The sequence below is a fragment of the Bartonella sp. AA126HLJHH genome (genome assembly GCF_042197425.1).
Lineage (GTDB): Bacteria > Pseudomonadota > Alphaproteobacteria > Rhizobiales > Rhizobiaceae > Bartonella.
In genome coordinates this window covers 57920-72942 of the sequence record NZ_JBHIRU010000005.1, presented here as the reverse complement: position 1 = coordinate 72942, position 15023 = coordinate 57920, and the positions used below count along the sequence as shown (strand labels likewise).

Annotated in this window: 12 protein-coding genes; 4 read left to right on the top strand and 8 right to left on the bottom strand. The window is 38.0% G+C overall.

The genetic code is table 11. The features are described from left to right. The first annotated feature begins 1 nt into the window (after position 1). Entirely contained in the window at positions 2–976 is a 975-nt protein-coding gene (nrdF, locus tag ACFIQC_RS04085) for a class 1b ribonucleoside-diphosphate reductase subunit beta (protein WP_375706776.1), read from the top strand. On the opposite strand, the gene prmC is transcribed toward nrdF, so the two are convergent. The 4 genes from prmC to secA all read right to left on the bottom strand — a co-directional run bounded on the left by prmC (position 973) and on the right by secA (position 6282). Continuing rightward, a complete protein-coding gene (gene prmC, locus ACFIQC_RS04080; RefSeq protein ID WP_375621182.1) occupies positions 973–1839 on the bottom strand; it encodes a peptide chain release factor N(5)-glutamine methyltransferase in 867 nt (288 codons plus the stop codon). The two genes, nrdF and prmC, sit on opposite strands and share 4 nt — an antisense overlap. Beyond that, positions 1836–2912 carry a peptide chain release factor 1 gene (prfA, locus tag ACFIQC_RS04075; protein WP_375706775.1) on the bottom strand — a complete coding sequence of 359 codons (1077 nt, stop codon included), beginning with the start codon at positions 2910–2912 and terminating at the stop codon, positions 1836–1838. Before prfA ends, prmC begins: the two co-directional genes overlap by 4 nt. A 222-nt stretch (positions 2913–3134) precedes the next feature. Then, positions 3135–3626: a Fur family transcriptional regulator gene (locus ACFIQC_RS04070; RefSeq protein WP_375611830.1), complete on the bottom strand. Its 492-nt coding sequence runs from the start codon at positions 3624–3626 to the stop codon at positions 3135–3137. After that, the gene (gene secA / locus ACFIQC_RS04065) at positions 3565–6282 is read right to left on the bottom strand and encodes a preprotein translocase subunit SecA (protein ID WP_375630002.1); all 2718 of its coding nucleotides are present in this window, start codon (positions 6280–6282) and stop codon (positions 3565–3567) included. The genes ACFIQC_RS04070 and secA overlap by 62 nt, the downstream gene beginning before the upstream one ends. 435 nt (positions 6283–6717) lie before the next feature. On the opposite strand from secA, the gene ACFIQC_RS04060 reads away from it, so the two are divergent. The 3 genes from ACFIQC_RS04060 (at position 6718) to mutT (ending at position 9572) form a co-directional block, all read left to right on the top strand. Next, positions 6718–7671 (top strand): peptidylprolyl isomerase, encoded by a 954-nt coding sequence (locus tag ACFIQC_RS04060; protein WP_375621185.1) that lies wholly within the window; start codon positions 6718–6720, stop codon positions 7669–7671. A 129-nt stretch (positions 7672–7800) separates the two neighbouring features. Further along, a complete protein-coding gene (gene argJ / locus ACFIQC_RS04055; protein ID WP_375706774.1) occupies positions 7801–9033 on the top strand; it encodes a bifunctional glutamate N-acetyltransferase/amino-acid acetyltransferase ArgJ in 1233 nt (410 codons plus the stop codon). 125 nt (positions 9034–9158) lie between these two features. Beyond that, a complete protein-coding gene (gene mutT / locus ACFIQC_RS04050; RefSeq protein WP_375611826.1) occupies positions 9159–9572 on the top strand; it encodes an 8-oxo-dGTP diphosphatase MutT in 414 nt (137 codons plus the stop codon). 887 nt (positions 9573–10459) lie between these two features. Here the strand turns inward: mutT and ACFIQC_RS04045 are convergent. From ACFIQC_RS04045 to ACFIQC_RS04030, 4 genes are all read right to left on the bottom strand, one after another. After that, entirely contained in the window at positions 10460–11347 is an 888-nt protein-coding gene (locus ACFIQC_RS04045) for an NlpC/P60 family protein (protein ID WP_375706773.1), read from the bottom strand. 164 nt (positions 11348–11511) lie between these two features. Beyond that, positions 11512–12876: a M17 family metallopeptidase gene (locus tag ACFIQC_RS04040; RefSeq protein WP_375706772.1), complete on the bottom strand. Its 1365-nt coding sequence runs from the start codon at positions 12874–12876 to the stop codon at positions 11512–11514. A 13-nt stretch (positions 12877–12889) separates the two neighbouring features. Further along, positions 12890–13888, bottom strand: coding sequence for a type I pantothenate kinase (coaA, locus tag ACFIQC_RS04035; protein ID WP_273790598.1), 999 nt, complete (start codon positions 13886–13888; stop codon positions 12890–12892). A gap of 122 nt (positions 13889–14010) precedes the next feature. Next, positions 14011–15000 carry an asparaginase gene (locus tag ACFIQC_RS04030; protein WP_375621189.1) on the bottom strand — a complete coding sequence of 330 codons (990 nt, stop codon included), beginning with the start codon at positions 14998–15000 and terminating at the stop codon, positions 14011–14013. Positions 15001–15023 lie beyond the last annotated feature (23 nt).

The following is a 15023-nucleotide window of genomic DNA, read 5'->3' as shown; positions in this document are numbered from 1 at the left end:
TATGACAAAGATTACAATCAAAAATCCTGTTGTGTGTGCTGTTAATTGGAATAGATTACATGATGAGAAAGATCTTGAAGTATGGAACCGCTTAACTGGGAATTTTTGGTTACCTGAGAAAGTTCCACTTTCCAATGATATTCCCTCATGGTCAAGCTTAACGGATGAAGAACGCAAGCTAACGATTCGTGTTTTTACAGGACTAACGCTTCTCGATACAATTCAAAACACTGTAGGAGCCATTTCGCTTCTGGCTGATGCGATAACAGAGCATGAGGAGGCAGTTTTGACGAATATTGCCTTCATGGAAGCGGTTCATGCACGTTCTTATTCCTCTATTTTTTCAACCCTTTGTTCGACGGTAGAAGTTGATGATGCGTTTAGATGGTCAGAAGAAAATATTCATTTGCAGAAAAAGGCTAGATTAGTACTTGAGCGTTATGAAGCAAATGATCCACTTAAGAAAAAAATTGCTTCGACTTTGCTGGAAAGCTTTTTATTTTATTCTGGTTTTTATTTGCCCATGTATTGGGCCAGTCGCGCTAAGTTGACCAATACAGCAGATCTTATTCGACTAATCATTCGTGATGAAGCAGTCCATGGTTATTATATAGGTTATAAATTCCAATTGGGCTTTGCAAAGCTTGATGAAGCCAAAAGACAAGAAATTAAAGATTTTGCTTTTAACCTGCTCTTTGATCTTTATAACATCGAGTGCAAATATACTGAAGATCTTTATGATGCGCTTGGATTGACAGAAGATGTTAAAATTTTTCTTCATTATAACGCTAACAAGGCTTTAATGAATTTAGGTTTTGAAGCTCTTTTCCCCCCTGAGGTTTGTCGTGTTAATCCCGCTATTTTGGCAGCTTTATCACCAAACTCTGACGAAAATCATGACTTTTTTTCAGGGGCAGGTTCTTCTTATGTCATTGGCAAGGCGGTTGCTACTACGGATGATGATTGGGAATTTTAATGTTTGCATGCAAATAGAAGTGCGCGGGGTATTCCACTGAGGTCTTTGCGCATTTCTAAACATTGAAAGCCATTTGTTTCAAACAAATTGCATACTTCTTTTTCTTGAGAGTAACCAATTTCAACAGCGATAGTGCCGTTTTCTTTTAAGTAGTTGGCTGCTTCATGGGCGAGCTTTCGATAAAAATCAAGACCATCTTTTCCACCGACAAGAGCGCGCAATGGATCATGTAAGCGCACTTCTTTTGCAAGTTTTTTGATATCTTTTGCGGGAATATAAGGTGGATTGGAAACAATAAAATCAAAGTGACCAGTGACAGAATCAAACCAATCGCTAAGAAGAGGTGTGAAGCGATGTATTACTTCAGCATTTTTTGCATTTTTTGTCGCTGTTTTAAGGGCATCTTCAGAAATATCGACAGCGACTGCATAGGATTGTGGAATTTGTTTAAGAATGGCAATGGCAATGGCGCCACTTCCTGTCCCCATATCAAGGAGTGTTATTTTTCTCGAGTTTTTGATCTGTTTTTGGAGAAAAGGGAGAACAAGATCTATCAGCGTTTCTGTATCAGGGCGAGGTTCTAACGTCTCTTGAGACAACGTAAAAGATATACCATAAAATTCTCGTGCTCCTATAATACGGTAAATGGGTTCGCCTGCAATACGGCGTTGTAAAGCCTGTTCTATTTGTATAATATGCTCAGAAGATAGATGCATATCTGGTTTAGAAATTCTTTCAGCAGCATTTATTCCTGTTATCCATTCAACGAGTATTCTCGCATCGAGATCGGCTTCAGCAATCCCTTTCGTGCGCAATTTTTCTTGCATTTGTTGGATAACATTCTTGAAAGAATATTTGCTCAATTATTATCCATTTCCATCAGCAGTGTTGTTTGATGATCTGAGATGAGTGCATGAAGAAGTTCATCAAGATCTCCCTCTAGAATGCGATCAAGCTTATACAAGGTTAGATTAATACGGTGATCCGTGATGCGTCCTTGTGGAAAATTATAGGTACGAATGCGTTCTGAACGATCACCAGAACCAACTTGGCTCTTACGGGAAGCTGAACGTTCATTTTCCGCTTTTTGTCGTTCGATATCGAATAAGCGTGCCCGTAAAATTTGAAGGGCTCGTGCTCGGTTTTGATGTTGTGATTTTTCTGCTTGTACGACCATAATTCCTGTTGGAATATGCGTGATACGAACAGCTGAATCCGTTGTATTAACATGCTGTCCTCCTGCTCCAGATGCACGCATTGTGTCGATACGAATATCTTCAGGACGAATATCAATATCAATATCTTCAGCCTCTGGAAGTACAGCAACGGTAGCAGCAGATGTATGGATACGTCCACCTGTCTCTGTTTCAGGGATGCGTTGCACACGATGGACACCTGATTCATATTTCAATTTAGAAAAAACACCTTTTCCTGAAATGCTAGCAATAATCTCTTTATATCCGCCAACTTCCCCCTCACTGAGTGAAATAACTTCTACTTTCCAATGGTGAGCATGGGCATAACGTTCATACATGCGAAAAAGATCACCGGAAAAAAGTGCTGCTTCTGATCCACCCGTTCCTGCTCGAATTTCAATAATAGCGCTTTTTTCATCAGCAACATCTTTAGGCAAAAGCAGAATCTGGAGTTCTTTTTCAAATTGCTCTACTTTTTTATATAACGATGATAGCTCTTCCTGGGCAAGATTACGCATCTCTATATCTGTTTGTTTATCGTTAATAATCGTTTCTAATTCTGTAATCTCTTCGTAAAGAGCATTTAATGCGCGTATAGAGGTAATAACGGGTTGTAGTTCTGCATATTCAGAAGCTAATTTGACATATGTTTCAGCATTTGGATTCGTCGTCATTTGGCTTTCAATTATTTCAAAGCGCTTTTCAAGCTGTCTCATACGATCTTGTGGCAAAGAAACCATGATAATATTGGCCTAATTTTTCATAATACAATTTTTATAATATTTTGTTGCAATGATTTTTTGTTATAATATTGGCAATGAATTACTGTATAGCATCATACAAAGAGGGGTAATAAAGCAATTCTTTTTTTTTGCCAATGAAAACTATTATATTTTAAAGGTAAATTTTTATAAAATTTGATTTGCCTAAGGTATTTTATCTAATGATATATGATTACTTTTTTAAGAGTTTTTTTTTCCGTAAAGTTCAAGGCGGTGATGAATAATATCATAGCCAAGAGATTTTGCAATTTCCTCTTGCAGCTTTTCAATAACATCAGAATGAAACTCGATAACTTGTCCTGTTTCTATATCAATGAGATGATCATGATGTTGCCCATCTGCTTGCTCAAAACGAGATGGACCACCACTAAAGCTATGGCGATGAATTGTTCCATTTCCTTCTAATATTTTCATGGTTCGATAAACAGTTGAGAGTGAAATATTCGAATCTATTTTGTTTGCACGCTGAAAAATTTCAAATGCATTAGGATGATCATTTGTATCAGTCAAAATATCAAGAATAACTCGTCGTTGACGTGTTACTCTTAAACCAGCTGTGCGCAATTCTTGCTCATAATTTCGCTTTTTATTCATTTGCATAGTTTGCTTTTCAAACAAAGGCTCCATGACAGTGTTTGTATTTTTTCTCTGAACCGCAAGGACAACGCTCATTACGTCCAACTTTTCCCCATGTGGTTATATCGTTAGGGTCACGATCTTGTGGATTAACAAATCTATTTTCTTGTGATCGTGCCCATAAGGTGGGAGCATTTTCTTGACTTTGATCATTAAAGACAGAAGAAGCAGCATCAGTTTGCTCAGGCATGGCCGGTTCTGTGGGGTGTTGAATGATTTCAAAGCGCATAAGCTTAGAAGTGACAATTCGGCGCAAATTTTTCAACATACTTTGAAAGAGTTCAAATGATTCTGTCTTATATTCATTGAGCGGATCCCGCTGCGCATAACCACGAAAACCAACAACAGAACGCAAATGGTCTAAACTCACCAGATGTTCACGCCATAACGTATCAATAGTTTCGAGCAATACTGCTTTGTGAAAATAAGCCATAACTTCTGGAGAATATCGTTCAGTACGCTCATTTTCAAGTTTTGTAACAGCATCTGATACACGCTCTAGAATTTGCTCCTCGGCAATTCCATCTTCTTTTGCCCATTTTTCCACTGGAAGCTCAAGATTAAAGAGTTGTTGAAGCTCTTCTTCGAGAGTTTTTGCATCCCATTTTTCAGAATATGTCCCTGATGGAATATAAGCCTCTACGAGATCCTCTACGACTTCATTACGCATTTCAAGGATCATTTCTGATAAATCATCTGCATTCATGACCTCCATACGCTGTTCAAAAATAACCTTGCGTTGATCATTCATGACATCATCATATTTTAGCAGATTTTTACGAATTTCAAAGTTTCGTGCTTCGACCTTTTTTTGTGCTTTTTCAAGGGCTTTATTAATCCATGGATGGATAATAGCTTCATTTTCTTTCAATCCAAGTTTTTGCAGCATACCATCCATACGGTTAGAGCCAAAGATACGCATAAGATCATCTTGAAGAGAGAGAAAGAATTTTGAGCGACCAGGATCGCCTTGGCGACCAGAACGTCCACGAAGCTGGTTATCAATACGACGGCTTTCATGACGTTCAGTAGCGATAACGTAAAGCCCTCCAGCCGCTAAAGCTTTTTCTTTAAGCTTCTGAACATCTTTTTTTATTTCTTCAATTTTAGCTGTCCGCTCTGGACCTTCCGGGATATCCTGTAACTCTTGTCGGATGCGCATTTCAACATTACCACCAAGCTGTATATCCGTACCGCGTCCTGCCATGTTGGTTGCAATGGTGAGAGCTCTAGGAACTCCTGCTTGCGCAATGATATATGCTTCTTGTTCGTGATAGCGAGCATTTAAGACTCTAAAATCGGTAATGCCTTCTTTTCGCAAACGCTCTGCCAATTGTTCTGACTTTTCAATAGAGGTTGTTCCAACAAGAATAGGCTGTTCTTTTTCGTGAGCTTGACGGATATCACGCACAATTGCCCGATATTTCTCTTCTGCTGTTCGATAAATCTCATCATCTTCATCAATACGTTGTATTGGCAAATTTGTAGGGATTTCGACAACGTCAAGACCATAAATATTTCTGAATTCTTCGGCTTCTGTTGTTGCAGTTCCAGTCATGCCAGATAATTTCCTATACATACGGAAGTAATTTTGGAAAGTGATGGAAGCAAGTGTCTGGTTTTCTGGTTGAATAACAACATGCTCTTTAGCTTCTAACGCTTGATGAAGTCCTTCAGAATAACGCCGCCCAGGCATCATTCGCCCTGTAAATTCGTCAATAATAACGATTTCATCATTGCGAACAATATAATCTTTATCGCGAGCAAAGAGTTTATGAGCTTTTAGAGCATTATTGACATGATGAACGATAGCGACATTTTCTATGTCATAAAGACTCTCACCTTTAAGATGCCCAGCTTGTTCGAGCATTTTTTCAATTTTTTCAGTACCAACTTCGGTAAAGGTCGTTGTTTTTTGTTTTTCGTCTATTTCATAGTCTTCTGGAGTTAAGGCAGGAATAAATGTATCAATAAGGTTATAGAAGTCAGTACGATCTTCTAGAGGACCAGAAATAATAAGGGGGGTACGGGCTTCATCAATAAGAATCGAATCAACTTCATCAACAATTGCGTAATGATGTCCACGTTGGACCATTTGACTATGATCGAAAGCCATATTATCACGCAAATAATCAAAACCTAGTTCATTATTTGTGGCATAGGTGATGTCGCATGCATAGGCTTCTCGGCGGGCATCACTATCAAGATCATGAAGAATCACGCCTGTTGTAAGCCCTAGAAAACTAAAAATTTTCCCCATTGTTTCAGCATCACGACTGGCGAGATAATCGTTTACTGTCACAACATGAACGCCTTTACCTTCCAATGCATTGAGATAAATTGGTAGAGTTGCCATTAATGTTTTACCTTCACCAGTACGCATTTCAGCTATGCCGCAGTCGTGAAGGACCATTCCACCAATAAGTTGCACGTCAAAAGGACGCATGTCATAAACACGTTTTGCGGCTTCACGAACAGTCGCGAAAGCTTCTGGTAAGAGCAAATCAACACTTTCACCTTCACTAAGACGTTTACGAAAGGCATCTGTTTTTTGGTAAAGCTGCTCATCACTTAATTTTACGAATTGTTCTTCCAAAGCATTAATTTGTGCAACTTTTTGGCGGAGTGCTTTGAGATGTCGCTCATGAGCTGAACCAAAAAACTTACGGGCAAAAACACCTAAACTGACCATCTCTGGCCCTTTCTTTTAATTGTTGTCACTCTTGTTGGGTAATTCATACGCTCTCCCCATACTCTACATTTTCTTCAAATTATCTGATATCATTAGTGACATCATGAAATGCAGATGGTACCATTATACTTGCTGGTGTGCAATTTTTCACTCTAATTATAAAGTAGAGATAAGAGGCTAAGCGCTTTATGTCAACTTTAAGTATGCTATTTAACTGATACAATACAAAGTAATTTAAGATACAATATGTCATTTTTCTCTATTATCATGTTTTTCATCTGCATTAGATAGGATTGGAGAAACTGAGATAAAAGGATAATTTTATACTTTTTTAAAATAAAATTACTAATTTATTTCTCTATGTTTAAAGATTAAAGTGTTATGGTAAAGAAAATTGGAATCTTGAACCTGCCTTCATTTTTAAGGAGTATATTTATGAAATTTAACTTTATCACGCTTTTTTTAGCATCAACTTTATTGGCAAGTACAAGTTTAGGGGTGAGTGCTCAAGAAGGTTTGAATTCATCGTCGAGTGATTTAAAGACTTTAGAGAAAACTTCTGAAAAAGCCGTTTCTCCTTCTCATGTTATGGCGGTTATTGATGGGAAAAATATTACAGCAGGCCAATTGGATGATTTAGCGCTTGAAATAAATCCTAATTTAGCACGTTTTCCTGATGAACAACGCCGTATGATGGTTCTAAAAGCTTATTTAGATATGCAGGCCCTCGCAAAAGCAGCAAGAAGCAAAGGTCTTGATAAGACAGAAGCTTACGATAAACGTATGGCAGTCATGCGTGACAATGTTCTTCAACAGCTTTATTTTAAACAGGCGATTGTTGATAAAATATCGGATACTGATTTGGAAGCTCTTTATAAGCAAGAAGTTGCTGCTTTACCTAAAGAGGATGAGGTTAAAGCGCGTCATATTTTGGTCAAAACGAGAAAAGAAGCAGAAGCTATCATTAAGCATTTAAATAAAGGCGAAAATTTTGAAGAGATTGCAAAGAAAAGTTCAACAGATGGTTCTGCTGCCGTTGGGGGTGATCTTGGTTATTTTAGCCATGGTCAAATGGTCAAGCCTTTTGAAGATGCCGCATTTGGTTTGAAAGTTGGCGAATACACAAAACAACCCGTTGAAAGTCCTTTTGGTTGGCATATTATTAAATTAGAAGATCGTCGTGTAAAACAACCGCCTGCATTTGATGATGTTAAAGAGATGTTGCGGACACAGCTAATAAAAAAGCGCTATCAAGAACTGATTGTTGATTTGCGTAGCAAGATAGATGTGAAATACCCTGATCCTAATGTTACAAAAATCATGGAATCGCTTCATCAAAATGGGACGCTACTTCCCGATGAAACATCTGATGAAGAAGATACGGAATAGCTAGGAAAAATAAGTAGATAGCCTCTTTAATAGATAATTTGCTAGGTTAGTTTTGTTCAAAAAGCCTAGCAGTTTTCTATGAGAGGTTATTGATCTGCAATCATTTCATTTTTTTATAGAAAGCATATTGTGGTTTTGAAAATCTCTCCTTTGTCGCCTCAAAAGATCCAAGAGCTTTCTCCATTATCTGGTGTACGGATAGCAACAGCTGAAGCTGGGATTAAATATAAAGATCGTACAGATCTTCTTTTCATCATATTCGATAAGCCAGTGAGTGTGGCCGGTGTTTTTACTCGTTCAAAATGTCCATCTGCACCTGTAGAGCATTGTCGTGCATCGCTTCCTCATGGGGTTGCAAGGGGTGTTGTTGTGAATTCTGGAAATGCAAATGCTTTTACAGGAAGCAAAGGAAAGCACACAACCGATGCAATTATTTGTGCAGCAGCGAACGCTTTAAAGGTTAGAGAAGTTGAAATTTTTATAGCTTCTACGGGTGTTATTGGTGAGCCAATGGATGCATCGGGTATTGTCAATCTTTTACCAAGTATGACAGAGACAGCAGAAGAGGGAAATTGGTTGGAAGCTGCAAAAGCCATAATGACAACGGACACATTTCCAAAACTTGCGACGCGCACTTTTGACTGTGGGGGAGAGCGTGTTACCATTAATGGAATTGCAAAAGGTGCTGGTATGATTGCACCCGATATGGCGACAATGCTGTCATTTGTGGTTAGTGATGCTACCATTTCTTCGGATGCACTCCAATCCATGTTATCAGAGGCAGTTGAGGGTTCTTTCAATTCAATTACTGTTGATAGCGATACCTCAACTTCAGATACGCTTATGTTGTTTGCGACAGGGAAAGAACATTTTCCCTGCATTAGATGTAAAACAGATCCGCGTTATCAAGTATTCTCAAAGCACTTGAGTGCACTTCTGCATGAACTTGCACTACAAGTTGTTTGTGATGGTGAAGGCGCTCGTCATTTAATTGAGGTTAATGTGGTGGGTGCTACAACAAATAATGCAGCTAAAACTATTGCTTTATCAATTGCAAATTCACCGCTCGTAAAAACGGCTATTGCCGGTGAAGATGCGAATTGGGGGCGGGTCGTTATGGCAGTTGGGAAGGCCGGTGTTGAAGTCGATCGTGATCTATTGACGATTTGGTTTGGTGAGCATCGTGTGGCCGTGAATGGCGTACGAGATCCTGAGTATTGTGAAGAGACAATAGGTACTTATATGCAAGGTAAACACATCACGATTCGTGTTGATATCGGTTTGGGTAAGAGTACGGCGACGGTTTGGTCTTGCGATTTAACAAAAGAGTACGTTATGATCAATAGCGATTACAGAAGTTAATGGATGCACTTTATATTTAACAGTTTATTATTTTTCAGAGCAAATGGGGTATGTGAGCTCTTTTAGGAGCAGAGGGGATATGATAGAAAAGTCAGTTATCTTTATGTTCCCTATTGGGGAGTGATATGTGTATGAAAAGTTCCATTCTTCTTGTTGTTGCATGTGCACTGTTCGATCAGAATAATCGTGTTTTGCTTACACAGCGTCCTGAAGGAAAATCACTGGCTGGTTTATGGGAGTTCCCTGGTGGCAAGGTTGAGCAAGGTGAAACTCCGGAAGCATCATTAATTCGTGAACTAGAGGAAGAGCTTGGTATTTATGTTCAACCAAATAATTTACACCCTTTAACGTTTGCGAGCCATAGCTATAAAACATTTCATCTCTTAATGCCATTGTATCTTTGTGACCATTATGAGGGCGTTGCGCAAGGACGAGAAGGGCAAAATTTAGAATGGGTTTTTATTAATGATCTTGATAAATACCCTATGCCTGATGCTGATAAACCATTGGTTCAGGTATTGAAAAATCACCTTCTTTAATGTGTTATAAGAAGGAAATATTGTTTAAATATAAATTAATATATTGAGTTATAATGATAATTTATAATTTTTTTATGTTGCATGGGGAAGTCCAGAGTCGTAAAAATTTTTCTCATTTCAAGTCTGTTTTATGTTAAATTAATCAAAACCATTCTTTTGCACGTTCCAAGCGGGGAGATTCATGTGGATAAAATTATTTAAGAAAGAAATAAAATACGTGCTGAAAGAACACTCTCCAATAGCCAAGGGTTATCGCAACATTGAGAATTGGCAAAGTGTATAATGATGCCTTTGCACGCTTCATAAGCATAAAAATGGTGGTAGATAATGGATTTATACTTTTCGCGATTATTATTGAGAGATTGTCTTGGAGGCACCGAGAGATATTAGGAGTATTTATTTCATAAGATATCGATAATAGGAAAAATTTCAAAAAATGTTGCTTTTGATTAAGAGGGGCATATCGCTTACGTAATATAGAACGCCATTGTGTTGCATATTTGCGGGGTTGTTTAAAAGAGGCATCTCGCAATATTCCAAAGCCCATTTCGTGCCGGCACTCGTGAATGGTATAATGGTAAAGCTTTATAAGATAAAATCTATTGAGCGCCACTATCTTTACGCTTATGAAGGAGTAAGCTGGTTCCAATGTTAGTTACGATAGCTCTTGGCATTTGAGGGCATTCAGAAGGGATATTTTTCTTTTCGTAATCATTTTTACTTATACATCAATTCCGCTTATGATGAACAGACAAGCGGCTTTGATTGATCCAACATAAAAACAGATTTGAAATAAAAAATCTTACGATATTTAGAATGCTTGACGCAGAGTGAATGATGGATAATTATCCTTATAAATCAATATATTGTAATAATAAAACATTCAATTAATTTTTTATAGGAGGCATGTATGAAGTTTCTTGAATTGGACGGCGTTTTGCGATGGGATATTGATTTTTTTTAGCGATACGCGTAATTGCTTTTTCCAAGGGCTCAATCATAACGTCCATAGAAAAACCATTTGCGTGAATAATATTTGCGTGATCAACCATAATAGCAACATGATCTTTCCAAAAAATTAAATCGCCTCGTTGAAGTTTATCAGTATCTGTAAGAGGACTGCCTATAGTTTCTTGCTGCATATCGGTGTCACGTAAAACTATTTGATTGGTCATCATCATAGAGAGCTGAATGAGTCCCGAACAATCAATTCCAAAACCGCTGACACCACCCCAAAGATAAGGTGTACGGATAAAGGTTTCTGCAACTGTGACATAATCTTCATATACGCGTCCAATGGGGCTGAGATGACTCGTAATGATTGCTGTTCCATTTTCAAGAATAGAATACATTGTGTCACGGACTTCAATTTCATCAACAACACTAACTTTGCTTCCCATAGATAAAGGGGATACTATTGGTCCACGTAAGTCAGCGTGTAAATATTTAAATGTACGTGGTACTGAAACCACATGCGTTTGTTTTATGGTTGATGTACAAAGAACTTTTGTATCAATATAACCAACATAACCATCTTTGAGTGATTGTCCCCACGACATTGTTTCCCCTTGTTCAAAAATGAGAAGTTCTTCTCCGAATAAGCATTCTGTTTGTCTTTCACTTTTTTTACTATTTTCTTTAAAAAGTCCAGCGACCGCTGTATTAACACGTCTTTTTTCACCTTGAACAAAGCGCTGAGCTGTAATTTCTGTTTCAAGACGTTGATCTGCTAGATCATCTCTGAATGCATGAAGTCTTGGGTCTTTAGAGATCATCTTTTTGCTTTCCATTTTGTTATTTCTTACCTTTAAACAAACTCATGAAAGCTGTATTGGTAAGATTTTTATCCTCAAACAAAACTAAGAACACAATTTAAAACGATAGCAACTGTTCTTGAAATTGCAAAATTGTCCATTTTTGTGGATATTTGTGTCAAAATTCATTTTTTAAAAATATTATAAAGGGCACGAATAGTTTGTGCTGATCCACCAACAGGGTATCCTGGTTTTTCTTTTGGAATCCATCCATAAAGGTCAAAGTGCGCAAAATGTTCAGCTTTTTCAACAAAAGAATTAAGAAATAAAGCAGCTGTTATAGAACCAGCAAAGCTGTTTCCAGTTACATTGTTAAGATCAGCAATTGGTGATGATAACATCTCTTGGTAAGGTTTCCAAAGGGGCATTTGCCAAAGAGGATCAAAGACAGCGTGAGCAGATTCAGAAATTTGTTGTGCCCATATTGAATCATTACAATAAAATGCGGGAAGATCTGGTCCTAGTGCTATACGCGCTGCCCCTGTTAAAGTAGCCATACAAAGCATGAATTGTGGACTTTCTTCATCACCATAGGCGAGTGCATCGGCAAGGACAAGGCGCCCTTCAGCATCTGTATTACCTACTTCAACACTTAAACCTTTACGACTTTTGAGAATATCACCTGGTCGGTAAGCATTCCCAGAAATTGCATTTTCTACAGCTGGAATCAAAACGCGTAAACGGAAAGGCAATTTTGCATCCATGATAAGTTTAGCCAATCCCAAAACGTTTGCTCCACCCCCCATATCTTTTTTCATAAGTAACATGTTATTGGCTGATTTAATATCGAGACCTCCAGTATCAAAAGTTACGCCTTTGCCCACCAACGTTATTTTAGGATGATGTTCTTGCCCCCAGAGTAACTCAATCAGTCGTGGTGCAGTGCTGCCTGCTCGTCCTACAGCATGAATCATCGGAAAGTTATGGATTAAGAGATCGTCTCCACAAATACTTTTGATATGAGCACCGTAGGTTTTTCCTAGTTTTCGAGCTTCTTTTTCGAGAGTATCAGGGTTCATATCATTGGCTGGAATATTAATGAGATCACGGACGAAAAAGACAGCTTCATAAATTCGTTGGAGCTCATTGAGATCAATCGCCTCATTGACATGGATAGATAATGATTTGAAAGAAGAATTTTGACGATAGCGATTAAATTGATAGCTACCAAATGCCAATCCAAGATAGGTATTTATTTCATCAGAGGTTGTACCTTCTAAATGCCATTGACCAGCAGGAAGCTTTTGAGCAAGCAGTCCTGTGATAAAAGGATCGTTACCATTGCCAATTCCAAATAAAACTTTTTTTAAATGCCCCGTTTCGTGAGGAATAAAGAGTATTTGTCCTGCTTTACCAGTAAAGTCATTAACTTTTATCCATGCTGTTGTTGACGCATCAAGTGATAAGTTGGCAAGAGTTCTTTGGTTTACCAATATGATAGGGCAACTGTTATCGATACGCGTTGAGGTAAAATGAATGTGGTGGTGCATAGTTATGAGATCCTTATAGTCGTCTAAGTGCGACATATTCGACCAAATGATTTTTTCCCTTTCGTAGAATGAGATTGGACCGTGGTCGTGTTGGCAATATATTTTCCTGTAAATTTTTTAAATTAATCGTTTGCCAAAGATCCTCAGCGATTTTTGAGGCTTCTTTTTCATTGAGGTGGGCATAACGATGAAAATAGGATTCAGGATTTTGAAAAGTTGTTTTACGCAAACGTTTAAAGCGCTCCAAATACCAGTGACGAATGACTTCTGTTTCGGCATCGACATAGATTGAAAAATCAAAAAAATCTGATACGAAAGGAATAGCTTTTCCATCTTTAGGAAGATCACTGACTTGTAATACATTAATACCTTCAACAATTAAAATATCAGGACGATCAATGGTAATTGTCTGATTTTCTAGAACATCATAGGTCATATGTGAGTAAAGTGGGGCACGAACATTTCCGATACCTGCTTTTATAGCCGAAAGAAAGCACAGCAGTTTTTTAATGTCATAGGAATCAGGAAATCCTTTACGATTCATACGATTTTTTTGCTGTAAGATTGCGTTAGGATAGAGAAAACCATCCGTTGTGATTAGATCAACTTTAAGACTAGATGTCCAACGTTTCAACAGTTCTTGAAGAATGCGAGCCGTGGTTGATTTTCCTACAGCTACAGAACCAGCAATTCCAATAATAAAGGGCGTTTTTCTACTCTCTTCTTGATGGAGAAACTGCTGACGTTTGTGAAAAAGTTCCTGTACTGCTTCAACATGGCATGATAACAGACGCGATAAAGAAAGATAAATGCGTTGGACTTCTTTAAGATCGATAGGATCATCAATAGAGCGTAAACGCTTAATTTCATCAAAAGTCAAAGTAAGAGGTGTGTCTTCACGAAACTCTGACCATTCTTGTGCAGTAAAAACACGATAGGGTGAATATCGGTCAGAAACGGATTTGACCAGATTATCTTTCTGATTAATTTTTTGTATAGTCGTATCAATCATTTGTATTTGTCGAGATTTTTTTGCAGCAGCAATTGATTAAGAGTAGACAGATGAGCGGCTTTATTTTCATATAAATTTTGTTTTGCATGCTCTCTTCTTTTAAGATAATAGATCATTTTTCATTAACTTATAGTCCAGTCATTCCAGTTTGCACGGATTTGTGCTAATGAGTGCCCTTGCGCCAAAAAAGCCCATAAAAGTAGACGCGCTTTTACGGCTGATAAATAACCAGACATGAGAGCACCAGAAGCAATCATATCAATTTCGGAGCCTTTATAGCCATAAGTTATACGAGTTGTTGAGCCATTACAACAACGACTAGCAATAATGATTGGTATTTTTTGTGCATATTGTTGTACAAGGTCTGCTTCTTGAAAACTACAGTGTCCTGCACCAAAACCAGCAATAACAACTCCAGCATAATACCCACTTTCAAGGCATAGTTTCATTAATTGTGCACCAGATGATAAAGAGGAATAGAGCAGTGCAATTTGATGGTCATGGTTTTGGGGAAGATCAAACGTTGTCGGAAAAAATTTTCGATCATTGAAATAAATAAGTTTTCCCTCTAAAATAGTTCCTAAAACACCTGCAAGACCTGATTGAAATGTTTCGACTTTGACGGTATGGCTTTTATAGAGCCAATAAGGTGAATGAATTGCATCATTTATGACAACGAGAACGCCCCTGTTACGACTTTGTGTGGCTGCTGCGACACGAGTGGCTGCTAAAATGTTTGCGGGGCCATCGGCGCCTGCTTCATGAGGCATGCGCATAGCGCCGGTTATGATGAGTGGTTCGGCTTCCTTCCAATAAAGAGAAAGAAAAAAAGCTGTTTCTTCCAGAGTATCAGTCCCTTGTGTTAAAACAATACCTTCTGCACCAGCGTTTATTTGTTGTTTTGCCCACTTAATTATTTCAAAAAACATTTGAAACGATAAAGATCCACTTGGTATTTGCATTAATGTTTGTGCATGAATATCAGCAACGTTATTTAAATCAGGAACACTTTTTATGAGGTTATCTGAAGTTAAAGTCGGTTGCATGTGACCAAAACTATCAGCAGTCATTGCAATTGTTCCACCTAAGGTCCCTATGGCTATTTTTTTCATAATTTTCCTCTAAAAAGCACAAA